Annotated in this window: 17 protein-coding genes; 4 read left to right on the forward strand and 13 right to left on the reverse strand. The window is 67.7% G+C overall.

Annotation, left to right across the window (positions count from 1 at the left end; genetic code table 11):
* Positions 1 to 13 precede the first annotated feature (13 nt).
* A complete protein-coding gene (locus B2G71_RS04735) occupies positions 14 to 1,873 on the reverse strand; it encodes an NAD(P)/FAD-dependent oxidoreductase (RefSeq protein WP_098104580.1) in 1,860 nt (619 codons plus the stop codon).
* Between the two features lie 179 nt (positions 1,874 to 2,052).
* Here B2G71_RS04735 and B2G71_RS04740 point away from each other — a divergent pair, with 179 nt between their 5' ends.
* The 4 genes from B2G71_RS04740 (at position 2,053) to fumC (ending at position 7,962) form a co-directional block, all read left to right on the forward strand.
* Complete coding sequence (locus B2G71_RS04740; RefSeq protein WP_098104581.1) at positions 2,053 to 2,811, forward strand: glucose 1-dehydrogenase; 759 nt, start codon at positions 2,053 to 2,055, stop codon at positions 2,809 to 2,811.
* Between the two features lie 213 nt (positions 2,812 to 3,024).
* Complete coding sequence (locus tag B2G71_RS04745) at positions 3,025 to 5,502, forward strand: NAD-dependent epimerase/dehydratase family protein (RefSeq protein ID WP_098104582.1); 2,478 nt, start codon at positions 3,025 to 3,027, stop codon at positions 5,500 to 5,502.
* 4 nt (positions 5,503 to 5,506) lie between these two features.
* Positions 5,507 to 6,544 (forward strand): hypothetical protein, encoded by a 1,038-nt coding sequence (locus B2G71_RS04750; protein ID WP_098104583.1) that lies wholly within the window; start codon positions 5,507 to 5,509, stop codon positions 6,542 to 6,544.
* A gap of 26 nt (positions 6,545 to 6,570) precedes the next feature.
* Positions 6,571 to 7,962, forward strand: coding sequence for a class II fumarate hydratase (fumC, locus tag B2G71_RS04755; protein ID WP_098104941.1), 1,392 nt, complete (start codon positions 6,571 to 6,573; stop codon positions 7,960 to 7,962).
* Between the two features lie 22 nt (positions 7,963 to 7,984).
* Here fumC and B2G71_RS04760 read toward each other — a convergent pair whose 3' ends face one another.
* Genes B2G71_RS04760 through B2G71_RS04815 form a run of 12 tightly spaced genes read right to left on the reverse strand, consistent with a single transcriptional unit; the run spans position 7,985 to position 19,520 of the window.
* Complete coding sequence (locus tag B2G71_RS04760) at positions 7,985 to 8,248, reverse strand: cytochrome C oxidase subunit IV family protein (protein WP_098104584.1); 264 nt, start codon at positions 8,246 to 8,248, stop codon at positions 7,985 to 7,987.
* Entirely contained in the window at positions 8,248 to 8,871 is a 624-nt protein-coding gene (locus tag B2G71_RS04765) for a cytochrome c oxidase subunit 3 (protein WP_098104585.1), read from the reverse strand. Before B2G71_RS04765 ends, B2G71_RS04760 begins: the two co-directional genes overlap by 1 nt.
* Positions 8,864 to 10,537: a cbb3-type cytochrome c oxidase subunit I gene (locus B2G71_RS04770; RefSeq protein WP_098104586.1), complete on the reverse strand. Its 1,674-nt coding sequence runs from the start codon at positions 10,535 to 10,537 to the stop codon at positions 8,864 to 8,866. The genes B2G71_RS04765 and B2G71_RS04770 overlap by 8 nt, the downstream gene beginning before the upstream one ends.
* Positions 10,534 to 11,481 (reverse strand): cytochrome c oxidase subunit II, encoded by a 948-nt coding sequence (gene coxB / locus B2G71_RS04775; protein WP_098104587.1) that lies wholly within the window; start codon positions 11,479 to 11,481, stop codon positions 10,534 to 10,536. The genes B2G71_RS04770 and coxB overlap by 4 nt, the downstream gene beginning before the upstream one ends.
* The gene (locus B2G71_RS04780) at positions 11,478 to 12,251 is read right to left on the reverse strand and encodes an SCO family protein (protein ID WP_098104588.1); all 774 of its coding nucleotides are present in this window, start codon (positions 12,249 to 12,251) and stop codon (positions 11,478 to 11,480) included. The genes coxB and B2G71_RS04780 overlap by 4 nt, the downstream gene beginning before the upstream one ends.
* The gene (locus B2G71_RS04785; RefSeq protein WP_098104589.1) at positions 12,248 to 12,640 is read right to left on the reverse strand and encodes a hypothetical protein; all 393 of its coding nucleotides are present in this window, start codon (positions 12,638 to 12,640) and stop codon (positions 12,248 to 12,250) included. Before B2G71_RS04785 ends, B2G71_RS04780 begins: the two co-directional genes overlap by 4 nt.
* The gene (locus tag B2G71_RS04790; protein WP_098104590.1) at positions 12,637 to 13,659 is read right to left on the reverse strand and encodes a hypothetical protein; all 1,023 of its coding nucleotides are present in this window, start codon (positions 13,657 to 13,659) and stop codon (positions 12,637 to 12,639) included. Before B2G71_RS04790 ends, B2G71_RS04785 begins: the two co-directional genes overlap by 4 nt.
* Entirely contained in the window at positions 13,649 to 14,167 is a 519-nt protein-coding gene (locus tag B2G71_RS04795) for a cytochrome c (RefSeq protein WP_098104591.1), read from the reverse strand. Before B2G71_RS04795 ends, B2G71_RS04790 begins: the two co-directional genes overlap by 11 nt.
* On the reverse strand, positions 14,164 to 14,709 hold the full coding sequence (locus B2G71_RS04800; RefSeq protein ID WP_098104592.1) for a DUF3341 domain-containing protein: 546 nt from the start codon (positions 14,707 to 14,709) through the stop codon (positions 14,164 to 14,166). The genes B2G71_RS04795 and B2G71_RS04800 overlap by 4 nt, the downstream gene beginning before the upstream one ends.
* A complete protein-coding gene (gene nrfD, locus B2G71_RS04805; RefSeq protein ID WP_098104593.1) occupies positions 14,702 to 16,018 on the reverse strand; it encodes an NrfD/PsrC family molybdoenzyme membrane anchor subunit in 1,317 nt (438 codons plus the stop codon). The genes B2G71_RS04800 and nrfD overlap by 8 nt, the downstream gene beginning before the upstream one ends.
* Positions 16,015 to 18,864 carry a TAT-variant-translocated molybdopterin oxidoreductase gene (locus tag B2G71_RS04810; RefSeq protein ID WP_098104594.1) on the reverse strand — a complete coding sequence of 950 codons (2,850 nt, stop codon included), beginning with the start codon at positions 18,862 to 18,864 and terminating at the stop codon, positions 16,015 to 16,017. Before B2G71_RS04810 ends, nrfD begins: the two co-directional genes overlap by 4 nt.
* Positions 18,861 to 19,520 carry a cytochrome c3 family protein gene (locus B2G71_RS04815; RefSeq protein ID WP_098104595.1) on the reverse strand — a complete coding sequence of 220 codons (660 nt, stop codon included), beginning with the start codon at positions 19,518 to 19,520 and terminating at the stop codon, positions 18,861 to 18,863. The genes B2G71_RS04810 and B2G71_RS04815 overlap by 4 nt, the downstream gene beginning before the upstream one ends.
* Between the last annotated feature and the right edge of the window lie 23 nt (positions 19,521 to 19,543).

Here is a 19,543-nt window from a genome sequence, read left to right on the forward strand (position 1 = left end):
TCCGGCGTAAACGTCATTCCGCGGGTTCGAGCTCGTCTTCCTTCGTCAACCGCAACCCGGCGAGCGCCCCGTCGTCGCGCCACTTCGCGAGCATGGCCTCGAAGGCGTAGTAGCCCTCACCCCAAGGCTCGCCGAAAATGTGGCGCTTCTTCGTCTCGTCGCCCTCGTTGTTGAAGTAGGACGGCGTGCACGAGTTGACGTACTCGGAATTGTCCACCGCGACCGAGCGCAGGTGCGCGATGTAGGCATCCTGCGCTTCTTGCGTCGGCTCGATCACGGCCGCGCCGCGCTTGAGCGCCTCGCTGGCGATGTAGCCGATGTGGCGCCCCTGATCGATGAAGGTCTTCGAGTTCGTGGCGTTGGCCCCGGCCTGGGTAAAGCCAGTGAAGAACATGTTCGGGAAGCCGTGCGCCATCATGCCCTGGAAGGTCTTGAAGCCCTCGCGCCAGTAATCGTAGATCGAAACTCCATCCGCACCCTCGATCGTCTCGATCCCCCAGCGCCGGTCGAGGTCGTTGGTGACTTCATAGCCCGAGGCGAAGATCAGGCAGTCGATCTCGTATTCCTCGCCCTTGTGCACGAAGCCATGCTCGGTCAGGCGCTCCAGCCCCTGCGTCTCGGCGACGTCGATCAGCTTCACGTTGGGACGGTTGAAGGTCGGATAGAAGTCATCGTTCGAGCAGGGGCGCTTGCACAAGTAGCGGTAATAGGGCTTGAGCGCCTCGGCGGTTTCGGGGTCGTCCACCATCTCGTCGACGCGGGCGCGCAGCCGCTCCATGACGCGGTAATCCATCACCTCGCGGCGCGCGGCGTATTGCTCCGGCGTTTCGTCGGGCCAGCCTTCGGCCTCCAGCTCGGCGGCGCAGTTGCGGCTGATCTCGGTCCAGATGTCCTCGACCATGTCGATGTCGCGAGGTGCGATCCGCTCCATCGCGGCGCGGTGGAAATTGGCGATCCGCCGGTCCTGCCAGCCCGGCTCCTGCGACCAGTACCACTCGGGATCGGTCTCGCGGTTGTTGCGGAAGTCGATCGTCGAGGGCGTGCGCTGGATGACGTAGAGCTGCTTGGCGTACTTTCCGAGATAGGGCACGACCTGAACCGCGGTGGCCCCGGTCCCGATGATCGCGACGCGCTTGTCCTTCAGCTTCTCGAGCTCGGGACGGCCCCATTCGCCGCCGGTATATTCATAATCCCAGCGCGCGGTGTGGAACATCTTGCCCTTGAAATCGTCCATGCCGCGGATGCCGGGCAGCTTGGGCTTGTTGAGCGGCCCCATCGCCAGCACGACGAAGCGGGCCTTGATGTCGTCGCCGCGATTGGTGCCGACGTGCCAGCGGCTGATCTCCGGGTCCCACTTGAGCGAGGTGATCAGCGTGTGGAACAGCGCCGTGTCATAAAGCCCGTACTTCTCGGCGATGATCCGGCAGTGCTTCTGTATCTCGATACCGTCGGCGAACTTCTTCGACGGCATGTATCCGGTTTCCTCGAGCAGCGGCATGTAGCACAGCGCGTCGTTGTCGCACTGAATGCCGGGGTAGCGGTTCCAGTACCAGGTGCCGCCGAAATCGCCGGCGTGGTCGATGTTGTGAATATCCTCGATGCCCGCCATCTTGAGCTGGGCCGCGACCATCATGCCGCAATATCCGCCACCTAGGATCACGACGTCGGTCTCGCCGAGGATCGGATCGCGCGGGACCACGGGATTATAGGGGTCTTTCTCGTAGATATCGGCGTACTTGCCGCTCGTCGGCACGTACTGATCGTTGGCGTCGCGCTTCAGGCGGCGATCGCGCTCGGCGAGATACTTCGCGCGGATCGCGGGAATGTCGATGCCCTCTGCCGGAGGACACGTGGTGGGGTTGTAGATCGACATCGTTCTCTCCCGCTTAATCAACAACACTGTTGACTTATTAGCGAGTCGAACCGCGTCGAACTTTGATCTCGATCAACGAGGCCTCCCGGCTTGGCCGGTGCCGCCCCAGGGATGTCGGAGGAATTGTGCTAGAGGGCGGCGCAACGACCAATACCGCACGACCGCCATGGAGAGAGGCTATGACCGCCAAGCTGCTATCGGGCAAGATCGCCATCGTCACCGGAGCCTCGAGCGGCCTCGGCGAGCACTTCGCGAGGACGCTCGCCGGCGCCGGCGCGAACCTCGCCCTGATCGCGCGCCGCGAAGACCGGCTCGTGGTGCTCGCCGAAGAATTGCGCGCGACCGGAGTCGAGGTTCTCACGGTCACCGCCGATCTCAAGGCCGACGGGAGCCCCGAACGCTGCGTCGCCGAGACCGTCGCCGGGCTCGGCGCTCCCGACATCCTCGTCAACAACGCCGGCGTCACCCGCACGCAGCCTGCAATGGACTACGATGGCGACGCCTTCGCCCACCTGTTCGAGATCAACGTGCGCGCGCCGTTCGAGATGGCCCGGCACACCGCGCGGCAGATGAAGGGAAAGGGCGGTTCGATCATCAACATCGCCTCTATCCTCGGCTTGCGCCAGGGGGGCAACGTCACGCCCTATGCGATGTCGAAAGCGGCCATCCTGCAAATGACCAGGCAGCTCGCGCTCGAATGGGCGCGCTACGGCATCCGCGTCAACGCGCTGGCGCCGGGCTACCTCGAGACCGAGCTCAATCAGGCGTTTTTCGCAAGCGATGCGGGCGAGCGGCTGATCAAGCGCATCCCGCAGCGCCGGCTTGGCTCGCTCAACGAACTCGACGGCCCGCTGCTGCTGCTGGCATCGGACCAGTCGTCCTACATGACCGGCTCCGACATCGTCGTCGACGGCGGCCATCTCGTTTCCACGCTTTGAAGCCGATCTGCCGCGACGGACGATCCGGGGGTCGCCGCCTGCACGCGGAAGGCATGCGCGAGCGTTTCGCCGGTTGACCGCCGCCCGGGGGCTAATGTCGCCATCCGATATCGCCGTCTGGCCGCGCGACCGATCCGGACCGTGGAATTGGTCCGGAAACTCTTTGTCCGCTGACTTGTTGGCTTAGGGAACGCCGGAGCGACGGAGGACCGCGTGAGCGAGCACGCCGCCAGACAGAAACCCCTGGTCATCATCACCGGAGCGGCGGGAAACCTGGGAACCTCCCTGTTCCGCGCGCTTGAAGATCAATTCACCATCGTCGGCCTCGATCGCGCCGCCGGGACCGAAGGCATGGAGATCGTCGAGTTCGACATCACCTCGCCATCGTCGGTCTCGCTGGCGCTGGACAAGATCGGTGAGCAATACGGCCGCAAGGTGGCGGCGATGATCCATCTCGTCGCCTTCTTCGACTTTTCCGGCAAGCCGAGCCCGCTCTACGAAAAGGTCAATGTCGAAGGGACGCGCAACCTGCTTACCGCGCTCGCGGACTTCGAGGTCGAGCGCTTCGTCTATGCCTCGACCATGCTCGTTCACGCGCCGGTCGATCCGGGCCGTCGGATCGACGAGCAATCGCCGCTCGGGCCGCGCTGGGAGTATCCGCGCTCCAAGCTCGAGGTCGAGGAGACGATCCGGCAGAACGCAACGATGCCCTACACGATCCTGCGGCTCGCCGGGGTCTATGACGAGGCCACAGCGGTTCCCACGCTCTCCCAGCAGATCGCGCGCATCTACGAACGCCAGCTCGAATCCCACCTCTATTCCGGAGCGCTCGACGCCGGGCAATCGATGCTCCACCGCGACGACATGGTCGAGGCCGTCAAGCGCGCCGTCGAGCGCCGGGGACAGCTTCCCGACGATGCCGTCGTGCTGGTCGGCGAGCCCTTCGCGCCCGGCTACGACGCGCTCCAGGACGAGATCGGCGAGCTGGTTCACGGCAAGGACGCATGGGAGACGATTAAGGTGCCCAAGCCCTTCGCCAAGGCGGGCGCGCTTGCGCAGGAGAAGCTCGAACCGGTCATCCCCGACGCGATCGATCAGGGCGAACCGCCCTTCATCCGCCCGTTCATGATCGACATGGCCGACGATCATTACGCGCTCGACATCAAGCGGACCGAAGACTGGCTCGGCTGGCGCCCGCGCCATCGCCTCCAGGACGAATTGCCGGCCATGATCGCCAACCTCAAGGCGGACCCCGCCGCCTGGTACGAGCGCAACAAGATCACTCCGCCCGACTGGATGCGCGAAGCGGCCGAGGTCGGCGAGGAACCCGAAGACCTGCGCGCCGAGGTCGAGACCGTGCGGATCGACCGGCACCGGGCGACGCGATGGGCACACTTCGCCAACATGGCGCTAGCCTTCTGGCTGATCACGCAACCTCCGCTCATCGGCATCGGCCAGCCCGGCTATGCCTGGAGCGAGGTTGCACTGGGCGTGGCGCTGCTGGTGACGGCCACGCTTTCGCTGAGCTGGCGCTTCGGCTGGGCGCGCTGGGCCTCGGCCGCGATCGGCGCGCTGGTCATGGCGCTGCCGGTACTGTTCGTGACGCCGAACGCAGCGGCCTATCTCTCCGACACGCTCGCGGGCGGCCTGATCTTCGCCTTCGCGGTGGGCACGCCGCCCGAAGTGGGGCCCGACATCTCCGCCCGCCGCGCCGAGCCCGAGATACCGCACGGCTGGAGCTTCAACCCCTCGGCCTGGGTGCAGCGGCTTCCGGTGATCGTGCTCGCGATCGTCGGGCTGCTGTTCTCGCGCTACCTCGCGGCCTACCAGATGGGCCACGTCGACAGCGTGTGGGAGCCGTTCTTCGCCGGGTCCGCGGCAGACCCGCGGAACGGCACCGAGGAGATCGTCACCTCCAGCGTCTCCGAAGCCTGGCCGGTGCCCGACGCCGCGCTGGGTGCCTATACCTACATGCTCGAAATCCTGACCGGCATCGTCGGCTCGCGGGCGCGCTGGCGGACGATGCCCTGGCTCGTGGTCGCCTTCGGGCTGATGATCGTTCCGCTCGGCATCGTCTCGATCGCCTTCATCGTCATCCAGCCGATCGTCATCGGCACCTGGAGCACGCTGGCGCTGATCGGCGCGACGGCCATGCTGGTGCAGATCCCCTATTCGCTGGACGAACTGGCGGCGAGCCTCTCGTACATCAACCGGCGCCGCAAGAAGGGCGAAAACCTGCTGCGGGTCCTGCTGTTCGGCGGTCCCGACGAAGGCAAGCGGCTGACCGAGCCCTATCGCGAATTCGAGCGGTCTCCGGGCGCGATCCTGCATGCGATGTGGTCGGGCGCGGTGAACCTGCCCTGGACGCTGTGGCTCGCCGGACTGATCGGCCTGTCGTTCCTGTTCACCCGGCTCACGCTCGGCGCGCAAGGCGGCATGGCGGATGCCGATCACCTGCTCGGCTCGCTCGTGATCACGGTGCTCGCCGTCGCCGCCGCCGAAGTGACCCGCGCAGCGCGCTTCCTCCTGCTGCCGATCGGAGTGGGTTTCGCCGTCTCGCCCTGGCTCTACGATGGGTCCCTGGCCCACATGATTGTGAGCGTGGCGGGCGGAGCTGCGATCTGCGCGCTTTGCTTCAAGCGGGGCCGCATCGTTGAAAGCTACGGCACGCTCCAGCCCCTGATCCGCTGACACGATGCCCGATTTCTCCGCACTTTCGTTGCCCGTCCTCGGTCTGGCGTTCCTCGGTGCGGCCGCCGTCGTCTGGTTCGCGGGCGCGAAGCTGGCGGGCTATGCCGACGAGATCGCCGACCGATCCGGCCTCGGACACGCCGTCGTCGGCGTCCTGCTGCTCGGCGCGGCGACCTCCCTGCCCGAGATCGCGACAACCGGGGTCGCCAGCCTGACCGGCAACGGCCGGATGGCCGTGAACAACCTGATCGGCGGGGTCTCTTTCCAGATCGTAGTATTGGCGCTGGCCGATCTCTTCGTCAGACGCGGCGCACTGACCGCGATGGTCCCGGGGCCCCGCACGATGCTCAACGCGATAATCTCGATCGTGCTGCTCGTGCTGGTCACGATCGGCGTGATGATGGGCGACTGGCCGATTCCCGGGCTCGGGATCGGCGTCTTCCCGCTGCTTATCGCGGTCACCTACGTCCTCTCCGTCTGGCTGCTGAACAAGGAAGGGTCTGCGTCGGGCTGGACGCCGACCGAGATATTCGTCGAGCCAGACGAGCGCGTGCAGGCCGACTTCCTGGCGAAGCGCAAGCTCGTGGCGCTCACCACGGGGGCCGCGCTCGCCATCCTGCTGGCGGGTACGGTGCTGACGCTCAGTGCCGAGGCCATGGCGGAGAAGTCCGGTCTCGACACGGGGTTGCTCGGTCTCACGCTGCTCGCCGCCGCGACGTCCCTGCCCGAACTGAGCACCTCGATCGCGGCGGTCCGCATCAACCGCGCGGAACTCGCGATCGGCGACGTGCTGGGCGGCAACATGTTCGACATCGCACTGGTGCTGCTGGTCGACGCGGGCCTGCGGGGCGGACTGGCGCTGCGGCAGGTCGACCAGGCATCCATGACGGCGGCACTGATCGGCATCCTGCTTACGGCGATCTTCCTTGTCGGCCTGATCGAACGCCGCGACAAGGCGTTCCTCAGGATGGGCTACGACTCGCTTGCCGTGCTCATCGTCTACATCGCGGGGATGGGCGCGATCGGGTTCATGAGCTTGTGACCATCGGCTGCTCCAAGGAGACGGAAATGAGTGATACGCGCACCGAACACGACTCGATCGGCGATATCGAGGTTGCGCGCGACAAGTTGTGGGGCGCCCAGTCGCAGCGTTCGCTGGAGAATTTCCGGATCGGCGGCGAGCGCATGCCGATCGCCATCGTCCATGCCATCGCGCAAGTGAAGCGCGCCGCCGCCCAAGTCAATCGCGACATGGGCCATCTCGACGCGGAACTGGCCGAGGCGATCGTGGCGGCGTCCGACGAGGTCATCGCCGGACGGCACGACGACCAGTTTCCACTCGTCGTCTGGCAGACCGGATCGGGCACGCAGTCGAACATGAACGTCAACGAAGTCGTCGCCAATCGTGCCAACGAGATCCTGGGCGGCGCGCGCGGCGAATACGCGCGGGTGCATCCCAACGATCACGTCAATCGCAGTCAATCCTCTAACGACACCGTTCCCACCGCGATCCACATCGCCGCCGCGACGGCGATCCGCGACCGGCTGCTCCCCGCGCTCGATGCGCTCCATACCGCGCTACGCGCCAAGTCCGAGGCGTGGGCCGAGATCATCAAGATCGGGCGGACGCACACCCAGGATGCGACCCCGCTGACGCTCGGGCAGGAGGTATCGGGCTATGCGATGCAGGTCGCCAACGGGCGCGCGCGCATCGAGGCCGCCCTGCCGGGGCTCCACCAGATCGCGCAGGGCGGGACCGCGGTCGGAACCGGGCTCAACGCGCCGGCGGGCTTCGCCGAGGCCATCGCCGAAGCGCTGTCCGCCGCGACGGGCCTGCCGCTGGTCAGCGCGCCCAACAAGTTCGAGGCGCTGGCGGGGCAGGACGCGCTGCTGTTCTGCCACGGTGCCCTCAACACGCTCGCCGCCTCGCTGTTCAAGATCGCCAACGACATCCGCTACCTGGGCTCGGGGCCGCGTGCGGGATTGGGCGAACTCGCGCTTCCCGCCAACGAGCCGGGCTCCTCGATCATGCCCGGCAAGGTGAACCCGACCCAGTGCGAGGCGATGACGCAGGTCTGCGCGCAAGTGTTCGGCAATCACGCGACGGTGACCTTCGCGGACAGTCAGGGGCAGTTCGAACTCAATGTCTACCGGCCGCTCGTCGGCTTCAACGTCCTCCAGTCGATCACCCTGCTCGCGGACGCGGCGGACAGCTTTCGCGAGCATCTGGTCGAGGGGCTGGAGCCGCGCGAGGATAATATCGCGGCGAGCCTCGATCGCTCGCTCATGCTCGTCACCGCGCTCGCTCCCTCGATCGGCTACGAGGCGGCGGCGAAAATCGCCAAGCGGGCGCACGAGACGGGCCAGACATTGCGCGAAGCCGCGCTCGAAAGCGGCAAGATCAGCGCGCAGGACTACGACGCCATCGTGCGGCCGGAACAGATGCTGGGCCCGGCGTGACGGACGCGGCGGGTCGGCGGCGTCAGCGCGTCGTCAGGTCGGCGGCCAGCAGGGTGAGCAGGAAGGCCAGCCAGATGAAGCCCGCCATTCCGGCGAGCCGGGCAAGTCCGCCCTCCTCGCGCAGTTCCATGAAGAACCACAGGACGAGGCCTGCCTTCGCGGCGGCGATGGCATAGCTGATCACCGGCAGGACAGGTCCCAGCGGCAGGAAAGACGCGCCGATGGTGAGCGCCAGCAGGCCCATCAGCGCGGCCCAGACGAGGACGAGGCGCAAGCTTGCCGTCATCAGCGCGCCAGGTACAGCGTGGGATAGAGGAAGATCCAGATCAGATCGACGAGGTGCCAGTAGAGCGCGACATTGCCCAGCGTCGTCGCCTCACGCTCCGCGCGCGCCGCGCCCTTGGGCCAGATCATCATACCCAGCAACGTCAGCCCGCCCGTAACGTGGAGGGCGTGAAGCCCGGTCGCGCAGAAATAGAGCACCATGAACAGTTCGTGCGGCCCGCCATGCAGTTTGGCGTCGCTGAAGCGCGGCACGACGCCCTCGCGCCACTCGATCGCGTATTCGGTCCCCTTGATCGCGAGGAACGCGAGGCCGAGAGCGATCGCGAAGCCGAGCAGCCAGCCCGACAGCCGCGCCCGCCCTGCCCGGGTCGCCTCCAGCGCGCCCGCGACCAGCGCGCTGGAAGTGAGCAGCACCGCCGTGTTGATGCCGCCCAGCCAGTAATGCATCTCCTTGGAGGCGGCGATGTAGTCGTGCGAATGCTGCAGGCGCAGTACCATGGCCGCGGCGAACAGGCCGCCGAACAGCATCACCTCGGAGCCCAGGAACAGCAGCATGCCCAGCCGGTCCGCCTCGCGCTGCCGGTCGAGCCGCGTGAAGGGATCGTGGAGCGCGCGTTCAGACACGTTCGGCCTCCTTCTCGCCCTCGCCTTCGTCAGGCGCGTCGGCTTCGAGCGGATAGCGATAGGGTCCCGTTGCGACGAGCGGGATCGTCTCGAAGTTGTGCTTGGGCGGCGGCGAGGCGACCGACCATTCGAGCCCTGTCGCGCCCCAGGGGTTCGGCCCGGCGGGCTTGCCGTAACGCAGCGACCACAGCAGGTACGTCAGCGGCAGCAGATAGCCGAGACCCAGGATCGACGCGCCGACACTCGACATCACGTTGAGCACCTGGAACGAGGGGTCATAGACGTGATAGCGGCGCGGCATGCCTTCGTAGCCCAGCAGGAACTGCGGGAAGAAGGTCATGTTGAACCCGCCGAAGATGAGGATCGCCGAAACCCGCGACCAGAGGTCGGAATGGAGCCGTCCGGTGATCTTCGGCCACCAGTAGTGCAAGGCTCCGAAGAACGCGGAGACCGTGCCGCCGACCATGATGTAGTGGAAGTGGGCGACGACGAAGTAGGTGTCGTGCACGTGCACGTCGATCGCCAGCATCGCCAGCATCAGTCCGGTCAGCCCGCCGACCACGAACAGGCCGATGAAGGCGAGCGCGAACAGGAAGGGCCCGTCGAGCAGGATCTCGCCCTTGTGCAGCGTCGCGGTCCAGTTGTAGACCTTGATCGCACTCGGCACCGCGACGACGATCGACAGGAACGAGAAGACCGCGCTCGCATAAGGGCTCTGCCCCGCGACGAACATGTGGTGGCCCCACACGAGAAAGCCAATCACCGCGATCGCGATCGAGGACCCGGCGATGAACCAGTAGCCGAACACGCGCTTGTGCGCGGCGGCGGTGATCAGTTCGGTGACCACGCCCATCGCCGGCAGGACCATGATGTAAACCGCCGGGTGCGAGTAGAACCAGAACAGGTGCTGGAACAGCAGCGGATCGCCGCCGAGCGCCGGATCGAAGATGCCGACGCCGAATATCCGTTCCAGCGCCACCAGCAGCAGCGTGATCGAAAGCACCGGGGTCGCGAGCACGAAGATCACCGAGGTGGCATAGTGCGACCAGACGAACAGCGGCAGGCGTCCCCAGGTCATCCCCGGAGCGCGGCACTTGTGCACCGTGACGATGAAGTTGAGACCGGTCAGGATCGAGGAAAAGCCCGAGATGAAGACCGCCGCCAGGGCGCCGATCACATAGGCGTTCGAGTAGGTCGAGGAATAGGGCGTGTAGAACGTCCAGCCGGTGTCGACCCCGCCCATGACAACGATCGCCAGCGTGAGCAGCCCGCCGGCCATGAAGATGTACCACGAAGCGAGGTTGAGCCGCGGAAAGGCGACGTCGCGCGCGCCGATCATCAGCGGGATCAGGAAATTGCCGAAGACATTGGGGATCGAGGGGATCAGGAAGAACCAGACCATGATGATCCCGTGCAGCGAGAAGGCGCGGTTGTAGCCCTCGTTGCTCAGCAGATCCGCCTCGGGCGTCAGCAGGTCGGCGCGGATCAGCGCCGCCGCGCATCCGGCAACCGCGAAGAAGAACGTGATCGAGATCAGATAGAGCAGCGCGATCCGCTTGTGGTCGTGCGTCAGCAGCCACGAGCCCAGCCCCTGCCCCGCGTTGAGATAGCTCGCCCGCTCCTCGCGGGTGTCGGGAATCGCGTCCTGCGACGTGCGCCTGCTCATGGCTGCGCTCTCCCCGCGTCCGCTTGCGACTTGATCCAGGCGACGAGCTGGCTCACTTCCTCCTCGCCGATGAGATTGCCGAACGGCGGCATGATCGGCTTGTACCCCGCCGCCACATCCTTGTTGGGCAGCATGATGGAATCGTGCAGGTACTGCTCGTCGGCGCGGACCACGCGGCCGCCCTCGAGCGGCACGACCGAGCCGTAGAGCCCGGCCAGCGACGGTGCGCGCACCGGCGATGCAGGGCCGTGGCAGCCCGAGCAGCCGAGCTTGACGAACAGCTTGCCGCCCCGCTCGGCAAGGCCCTCGTCGGTGCCCGACCGCGCCAGCCACCGGGCATAGTCCTCGGGCCGTTGGACAATGAAGCGGCCGATCATCTCGCTGTGGTCGGTGCCGCAGTACTCGGCGCAGCGCAGTGCGTAGACACCGGGCCGGTCGGCGATGAACCAGAGCTGGCTGTAGGTGTCGGGCAGCACGTCCTGCTTGATCCGCAGCGCGGGCACGTAGAGGCTGTGGATCACGTCCTGCGAGGTCATCGTCAGGCGGACCGGGCGCCCGGCGGGCACGTGCAGCTCGTCGATCTCGCGCGCGCCCTCGGGGTGCTGGAATTTCCACATCCACTGCTTGGCGACCACGGTCAGCGTCAGCGCGTTTTCGGGCGGTGAGCGCTGGTCGAGAAACATCTTGGTCGACCAGACAAAGAAGCCGAGCACCAGGACAAAGGGAATCAACGACCAGCTCACTTCGACCCAGACATTGCGATCCTCGCGGTGCGAGCGGTCGGCGCGACGGCCCCGGCGATAGCGAACCGCGAAGAACGCCATGAGGATGAACACCGGGGCGGACAGCAATGCAACCAGCGCGCCGAAGCTCGCGATCAGGAGATCGACGCGCCCGGCGTATTCGGATGCCATCGGTGGCCACAGTTCGATCGACGGGCTCATGCCGAGCGCCTGCGCAGGAAGAGAATAAGCGCCGCGATCAGGACAACGGTCGCGATTCCCGCATAGCGCACGACCCGATCGATCAGCAGCGAATAAGTGCCGGTCTCGGGATCGTAGTGATAGCACAACAGGATCAACTGCTTGAGAAATCCGCCGGTGCGCCCCGCCTCGGCATCGGCAAGGGCTTCGCGCATCTGCGCGGGATCGGGCGAGAGACCGTAGAGCCAGCGGACCAGCCGCCCGTCGGGCGTGAGCACCGCCGTCGCGGCGGCATGGGCGTACTGGCCGATGCGCGGGTCGAACGCGTAGTGGTAACCGAGGGCATCGGTAACGGCGTGAAGCTGATCGGCGTCACCGACGGTCGCCACGAGGCTAGCCGGCAAGCCGTCTGACCGCTGCTTCGCGAGCCGGCCGATATCGGCCCGCGCGTCGGCGGGGCGTTCCTCGGGGTCGATGCCGAAAGCGACCACCGCGAAATCGCGCCCCGCGCGCAGGTCATCCTGCGCGGCCAAGGCATCCGCCACCCCGGAAAGCGTCACGCCGCAGATATTGGGGCATTCGTGGAGGACCGGGGTCAGCACGATCGGCTTGCCTTGCCCGATCGCGCGCAGGCTAGTGGGGCGTCCCCGTGCATCGACGAGCCGCGCATCGAGCGGCACTTGCGCGCCCGGCCGCTCGTCGATCCGCGCGGCGCCGAAGGGATCGAACGGCGCGGCCGCCCAGGCTGCGGGCGACAGCGCGATGAGCAGCAGGACGAGCCAGAGCCTCATGACCCGCCGTCCTTCCAGCCGCGCGCTGCGGTTTCGCGCATGGCCGCCTCGATCGGCTGCGGCGCGCGGTGCAGGCGCAGGTCCTGCGTGCTGTCGAGATAGGCGCGCGCCTGCCCCGGTTCGGCCTCGAGCGGCGGTGCCGGCGATGTGAACTCCTGCCAGGCGGCAAAGGCATCGCCGGTGCCGCGCGGGGGCCCCAGCCATCCGGTCAGAACGGCAACGAAGCCCAGCGACACCGCGATCCCGGCAAAGAGCGCGCCGAATCCCCAGGCGATGCGCCCAATCGGCCAGTCCTGCGGTTCGTAGCCCAGTTCTCGCGCGCGCGCGGGCACCTTCGACGGATCGTCGGTGCGCTGCTGATCGGTGTGGGCGTGCAGATCGCGGATCATGCCGGCGTCTCCATCCTACAGAGAATCCCCAAGCCAGCCGCGCCGAGCGCCGCCAGTCCCGCAAGCGTGAGGGCGTAGGCGAGAACGGCGAGCCCGCCGCGCCCCGGCAGCGCGAACCATGCGAACTCGAGCCCCTTGCCGGCCAGCGCGATCGCGGCCGCGAGCCGCAACGGGCGAAGCCGCGTGCGCACCTGCGCGAAGAACAGCGCCCCGAGCACGGCGAGCGAGAGCGCGATCACGACCCAGAGCACAAGGCTCCAGCCGTCGCCGCCTCGCTGCGCGTACCAGGCTGCACCCTCGGGCAGATTGCCCGACCAGATCACCAGATAGGGCAGGAACTGAAAGTAGGCCCAGACCACCATGAGCGTGAGCAGCAGGCCGCCGAGAATTCCGGGCCGCGCGATCGGGCCGGGCATCGCCATGCGGACGATCAGCAGCGCCATGAAGGCCGCGCCCGCCTCGATCGCGAGGACTTGCAGGCCGAAGCCCGACGAATGGAAATGCGCGTCGAGCGACATCAGCCAGTCCACCGCCACCAGCGAGCCGCCCAGCACGAGGAACACCAGCGCCGCCGACGAGGCGCCCTCCCCGGCCCTCCGGCCGATCTGGCCGCGCGCGATCAGTCCCAGGCCGACGAACCACAGCACGGTGCGCAGCGCGAAAGGGACATAGCCCAGCCACGCGTCCTGAAAATCGCTCGCCGCGGGCTCGCTGCTCCAGTCGTAGATCGTGCCCATCCCGGCGAGAACGGGCACGAAGGCGAGCGCCGCCAGCGGCCAGAGCCGACCGGCAAACTCGCACACGGGGCGAAGATCCACCTCCCACTCGCCGGGCACGAGACGCATCGTCGCCAGCAAGGCGAGCGCGGTCATCGGCAACGCCTGAAACAGAACCGCCGCGCCGAGCCAGCCGGTCAGCGCTTCGCGAGGCGATATCAGGACGCAGACCAGCGCCGCCGCGAGGCTCACCCCGCCCAGCGCGGCGACGCGCCGCTCGCGGACCGGCAGCTCAATCGCCACGGCGAGGCTCCGTGCGATCTTCGGGCAGGTTCGTCGCCTGCAGCGCGCGGATATAGGCGGCGATCGCCCACCGGTCGCGCGGCGGCACGCGGTCGGCATAGGCGTACATGACGCCATATCCCTGGGTCATCACGTCGTAAAAATGGCGTTCCGAGGCGGCCTTGAGGCGCTCGGAATGGAAATCGGGCGGATGCGGAAAGCCGCGCGCGGGCACGATGCCGTTGCCCGATCCGTCCCGCGCATGACATGGCACGCAATAGATGCCGTAGCGCTCGCGTCCGCGCGCGAGCAGCGCCGCGCTCATCGCCGGGCGCTGGGTTGCGGCACGGCGCTGCGGCGCGTCGCGCGAGACGACACCCTCGGGGGGAGCCCGCATCGCCATGCCGTCCTCGAAAAGCGGAGCCTTCTCGTACGGATCGTAGCGCGCCTGTTGCACCATGTTCTTGCCGCAGCCTGCGACGAGCGCGCAGCCCAAGATCGGCACGACCATGGCGCGGACCGGCCTCATGCGACCAACTGTTCGCCGACATCGACGACATCGACCGCGCCGCAACGCCACAACGCGGCGCGGGCGTCGTGCGCGCGATCGGCGTCGCCATCGACCAGGATCGCGAGAAAGAAGCGATCGTCGCTCGCCAGGCTGAAGCGTTCGGCATTGAACAGCGGATGATGCAGCCGGGGCAACCCGTTGCGCGCCAGCATCGTGCCGATCCCGGCGAGGACCGCGCCGAGAATGCCGCACTCGAGCGTCACCAGCAGAAATCCGGGCACGGTAACGAGCGGTCGCCCGCCGACGTCGAGCGGGTAGTCGAGATTGGCGCCGGCCTGGATCGCGAAGATCAGCGCCGCGCCCAGAACCGCGCCGACCAGCACCGCGACCGGGACGGCCCTATCCGAAAAGCCGATCGCGTCACCGAGTCCGTCGAGCGGGAACGGCGAGAAGGTCTCGATCCGCCAGCCGTCGCCGCGCAGCGTTCCGGCCCCTTCGACAAGCGCCCGAGGCGCGTCGAATTCGGCAAGCACCGCGTAGGGGCAGGTCCGCTCAGCCACCGCTTTCCCCGATTTCGCGCTTGATCTCGAAGGCCGAGACGACCGGCAGGAGGCGCACGAACAGCAGCATGCCGGTGGCGAACACGCCGATGAACCCGGCGAATAACGCCCAGTCCCAGAACGTCGCGTGGAACAGCCCGGTCGAGGAGCCGGTCCAGTCGCGGAACAGTCCGGTCACCACGAGCATGTAGCGCTCGAGCCACATTCCCGCCGCGACCGAGACGCCGACCAGCGCGAGCACGATCGGCGAAGTCCGGAACCGGCGGCGCCACATGAACTGGAGCGGTACGAAGTTGAGCACGACGGCGCCCCAGAAGCTCCAGGCGTAGGCGCCACCGACCCGGTCGTGCAGCGTTTCGAGTTCGTAGCCACCGCCGTAGAGCGCGGTGAAGGCGTCAGCGAGATAGCCGTAGAGCGTCATCAGCCCGGTCGCGAGCAGCAGCTTGCCGATCCGGTCGAAATGGAGCGGCGTGATCAGGTCGCGCAACCCCAGCAGGCTGCGGATGACGACCGCGAGGATGCCGACCACGGCAAACCCCGAGAAGACGGCGCCGACCAGGAAATAGGCCGGAAAGATGGTCGAGTTCCAGCCGTGCACCGGTCCGCCCGCGAACAGCAGGGCATACGAGGCTGTCACGAGCGCGACAAGCGGGATCGCCAGCGCCGCGGTCAGCCGATAGGCCTGCCGCCAGCGCAGCCAGTGGCTTCCCGCGCCGCGCCAGCCGAGCGCGAGCAGCCCGAAGAAGAACTGCCAGCGCCGTTTGGTCGCCCGGTCGCGGGCCGAGGCGAGATCGGGGATGATGCCGACGTACCAGAACGCCACCGAGACCACGAGATAGACGACGACCGCGAAGAAATCCCATGCGAGCGGGCTGCGGAACTGCGGCCAGACTCCCATGGTGTTCGGATAGGGCGCCATCCAATAGAAATACCAGGGCCGCCCGAGGTGGAGGATCGGCAGCAGCCCGGCGCAGACGACCGCGAACAGGGTCATCGCCTCGGCAAAGCGGTTGAGCGAATTGCGCCAGCTTCGCGAGAGCAGCAGCAGCATCGAGGAAATGAGCGTTCCGGCATGGCCGATTCCCAGCCACCAGACGTAGCCGATGATGGGAAAGCCCCAGCCGACCGGGATGTTGTTGCCCCATACCCCTGGACCACGCACCAGCAGCACCGCGACCGCGACGACCCAGAGCGCGAGCAGCGCGAGCGCCCCCGCGAACAGCAGCCACCATGCGCGCGGCGCCGGAAAGCGCGGCGGAATGGAGACGACCTCGCCGGTGATCTGGTGATAGCGCGAGGGCGCGGTCATGCCTTCTTCGCACCTCCGCTGATCTTGGCCCCGTAGGTCGTGCGCGGGCGGGTATTCGCTTCTTCCAGCAAGGCATAGTCGCGCCCATCCGCCTTGCGGCGGCTGACCGCGCTCTCGGGCCGGGAAAGGTCGCCGAAGACGATCGCCTGGGTCGGACAGGCCTGCTGGCAGGCGGTCACGACCTCGCCCTCGGCCAAGGGGCGACCGTCCTTGTCCGCCTCGATCCGCGCGGTCTGGATGCGCTGGATGCAATAGGTGCACTTTTCCATGACCCCGCGATCGCGCACGGTGACCTCGGGATTGCGCTGCGCGACCCGTGCGGGCTCGGCATCGCGGGTATAGTCGAGCCAGTTGAAGCGCCGCACCTTGTAGGGGCAGTAGGCCGAGCAGGTGCGCGTGCCGATGCAGCGATTGTAGACTTGCAGGTTGAGACCGTCCGGGCTGTGCACCGTGGCGTTGACCGGGCAGCCCATTTCGCACGGCGCATCCTCGCAATGCATGCAGGGCACCGGCTGAAACGCGTGATCGGGGTCCTCGGCGGAGCCCTCGTAGTAGCGGTCGATCCGCAGCCAGTGCATTTCACGGCCCTTGGCGACTTGCTCCTTGCCGACCATGGGCACGTTGTTCTCGGCGACGCAGGCGACCGCGCAGGCGTTGCAGCCGATGCACAGATCGAGATCGATCGCCATGCCCCAGGCAGGCCCGCCGGCCTCGGCCTTGCGGGGCGGATAGAAGTTCGCGCCTTCCGGCTTGTCCGGCAGCGCCTCGTCCGGCTCGTTCACCGAGCGTATCCAGTCGTGCCCGTCCATCGCCCAGTGCGTCTGGGTGCAGGCAAGGTCGGCCCGGCCGCCCGCCTTGCGCAAGCTGACGTCGCGGCGCACCCAGGGGCTCTCGGCCGAGCGCATCGCATAGGCATCGAAGCCGCAGCCGTCGGCCACCTTGCCGCCCGCGCGGCGGCCGTAACCGAGATGGACGAGGATCGTGTCCTCGGCCTGTCCGGGCACGATCCAGGCCGGGCCGATAAAACCGCGCCCACCGACCGAGACCTCGACCATGTCGCCATTGGCGATGCCGAGGCGCTCGGCCTGGCGCGGGGCGATGTGGAAGGCGTTGTCCCAGGTCAGCTTGGTGAGCGGCTTGGGCATTTCCTGCAGCCAGGGATTGGCGGCGAAGGCCCCGTCATGGATCGTCGGGTCCGGCCGGAAGATCAGTTCCAGCTCGCCCCAAGGCGTGGCGGGCGGCTGCCGCCCCGGCGATCGTGACGGCGCGCGAGGCGAGGCGCCGACCGGTTCGGCGTCGACCACGCCCGCGACGAGGCGCGCCCGCCACGCCGCCTCGTCGCCCGGCCAGGTCGCCCGAACGATCGCGCGGCCGCCACGCTCGCCACCCGTGAAAGCCGCGAGGACTTCGTGGCGCGAGCGCACGTCGAGGAAGGGCCGCACGAGCGGCTGGACGAGCGCCGCCGAACCTTCGGCGCAGCGCACGTCGCTCCAGCTTTCGAGCAGGTGCGCAAGCGGCAGGTGCCAATTGCAGACGAGCGCGGTCTCGTCGTTGTGGAGCCCGGCATGGATGCGCCGGGGCACGCGCCGCAGAGCGCGCTCGAAGCCGAGATCGGGACTGGCGCTGGAGGCCGGATTGGCATCGAGGATCAGCAGCGTCGCGACCGCGCCCGCGGCCATGTCGCGACAGAGATCGGCGAGATCGGGTGGGCTGTCCCCAGCCTGCGGGCGGGCGGGCGCGGTGTTGCCCAGTTCGTCGTTCACGGCGCGCGCAAGCCTTTGCAGCGCCTCCGGGTGGTGGGCGCCTACCCTCACCAGACTCTTGCCACGATGCGCGCGCAGGGTCCTTGCCGCCTGCTCGATCCAGCGGCGTTCCACGGGGCCGATTCCGCCCGGACCGGACGTGCCGCGCAGCGCGGCGGCGAGCGCGGCGAGCAATACGCCTATCCGCCCCTGCGCGCTCGCGAGGCGATGCTGCGCGGCGACGCCGGTGAGCGTCGGGCTGGGCTCGGCCACCATCAGCAGCGCATCGCCCTGCCCCTGCTGGAACGCGCGGCGGCGCCGTGCCCAGTTGCCCGCGTGCCAGGTCTGGAAGGGACCATTGCCCAACGGGTCATCGTCAAAACAGACGATCGCCTCGGCATCGGCGAACGAGAGGTCTCGGCTCGCATCGCGCCGCCCCAGCGGCGCATGGACATGCCAGCGCATGCCGGGCCAGCGCTCCTGAAGTTCGGCGATCTGGCGCAGCAACGTGGGCGAGCCGACCGGCCCGGTCAGCAGCCGGAAGCCCCGACCCCGCGCCGCATCGAGCCGTTGACGTTCGCCCAGCGCAAACGCGTCGAAGTCGTCCCAGGTCGCGGGTCCATCGTCGTGCCTGGGGGCGGGCGAACGCGAGGGATCATAAAGTCCGAGCAAGGCGGCCTGGGTAAAAGCGTCGGTCGCGCCCCGGCTCGCCGGATGCCCGGGATTGCCTTCGAGCTTGATCGGGCGACCGTCGCGGCATTGCCCGATCACCGGCTGGCCGATCCCGTCGAGTTCCCAGGCGGTGGCATAGGCGCGCTGCGAACCCGGCGCGCTTCCGTCGGGATCGCGCACCAGCGGATAGGCATCTTCCGCCGCCTGGCGCTCGCAGCCGTCCAGGCCGGCCAGCGCCACCGTGGCGGCCAGGCACTTGAAGAAACCGCGCCGGTCGACATCGGGGGCGATGCGGGCGAGCGCTGGAAATTCCCGCGCGACCCGGGCGCGAAAGCCGGGCTTGTCCCACAGCTCCTCAAGCGAGCGCCAGTAATGCCGTCCGCTGCTGGCACGCAGGCCTTCGAGGCCGTCAACGGGGCGATCGCCGCTCATCTGTGGCAGATCTCGCAACTGTCGAGCCGGGCCGGTTCGACGTGAAATCGCCGCATCGCCGCCATGCCGAAGGCTTCGGCCCGATCCTCCGACCAGTCCGACCAGTCCATGCGGGTAACCTGCTCGGGCGGACGCAGATGCGGGGCCGGGTCGCGATGGCAGTCGAGGCAGAACTTCATCTCGAACGCCTTGGCCCGCCAGGTCAGCGGCATGCGATCGACGCGCCCGTGACATTCAACGCAGGCGACGCCGCGATCGACGTGGATCGAGTGGTCGAAGTACACGTAGTCCGGCAATTGCGCGACGCGGCGCCAGTGCAGCGGCTCGCCGGTCGCCAGACTCTTTCGCACCGGGGCAAGCATCGGCGCTCCGGTCCACACCTGGGAATGACAGGTCATGCAGGTGTGCGTGGGCGGCAGCCCGGCCCGGGTCGCTGTCTCCACCGAGGTGTGGCAATACCGGCAATCGATCCCGAGGTCCCCCACATGGTGCTTGTGGCTGAACGGGACCTGCTGATCTCTCGTCCAGCCGACTTGCGTGAGGTACTCGGAGCGCGCGTAGCCGCCACCCACCAGCGCCAGCGCCGCGACTAGAACGGCAAATGCCGCAAGCCCGGCCCGGAACCAGGTGTCCGCCGAGGGCGAGAAGATTTGCAAGCGCCTTTCCCCTTCGCATGAAC

The organism is Novosphingobium sp. PC22D (assembly GCF_002556635.1).
Lineage (GTDB): Bacteria > Pseudomonadota > Alphaproteobacteria > Sphingomonadales > Sphingomonadaceae > Novosphingobium.

What these genes read in the sequence shown, in the direction of transcription:
- B2G71_RS04785 (WP_098104589.1), bottom strand. Translation starts at nt 12,640, where the DNA reads ATGATCCGCGATCTGCACGCCCACACCGATCAGCAGCGCACCGACGAT.
- B2G71_RS04760 (WP_098104584.1), bottom strand. Translation starts at nt 8,248, where the DNA reads ATGACGGCAAGCTTGCGCCTCGTCCTCGTCTGGGCCGCGCTGATGGGC.
- coxB (WP_098104587.1), bottom strand. Translation starts at nt 11,481, where the DNA reads ATGAGCCCGTCGATCGAACTGTGGCCACCGATGGCATCCGAATACGCC.
- B2G71_RS04780 (WP_098104588.1), bottom strand. Translation starts at nt 12,251, where the DNA reads ATGAGGCTCTGGCTCGTCCTGCTGCTCATCGCGCTGTCGCCCGCAGCC.
- B2G71_RS04795 (WP_098104591.1), bottom strand. Translation starts at nt 14,167, where the DNA reads ATGAGGCCGGTCCGCGCCATGGTCGTGCCGATCTTGGGCTGCGCGCTC.
- B2G71_RS04770 (WP_098104586.1), bottom strand. Translation starts at nt 10,537, where the DNA reads ATGAGCAGGCGCACGTCGCAGGACGCGATTCCCGACACCCGCGAGGAG.
- nrfD (WP_098104593.1), bottom strand. Translation starts at nt 16,018, where the DNA reads ATGACCGCGCCCTCGCGCTATCACCAGATCACCGGCGAGGTCGTCTCC.
- B2G71_RS04735 (WP_098104580.1), bottom strand. Translation starts at nt 1,873, where the DNA reads ATGTCGATCTACAACCCCACCACGTGTCCTCCGGCAGAGGGCATCGAC.
- B2G71_RS04750 (WP_098104583.1), top strand. Translation starts at nt 5,507, where the DNA reads ATGCCCGATTTCTCCGCACTTTCGTTGCCCGTCCTCGGTCTGGCGTTC.
- B2G71_RS04810 (WP_098104594.1), bottom strand. Translation starts at nt 18,864, where the DNA reads ATGAGCGGCGATCGCCCCGTTGACGGCCTCGAAGGCCTGCGTGCCAGC.
- B2G71_RS04740 (WP_098104581.1), top strand. Translation starts at nt 2,053, where the DNA reads ATGACCGCCAAGCTGCTATCGGGCAAGATCGCCATCGTCACCGGAGCC.
- fumC (WP_098104941.1), top strand. Translation starts at nt 6,571, where the DNA reads ATGAGTGATACGCGCACCGAACACGACTCGATCGGCGATATCGAGGTT.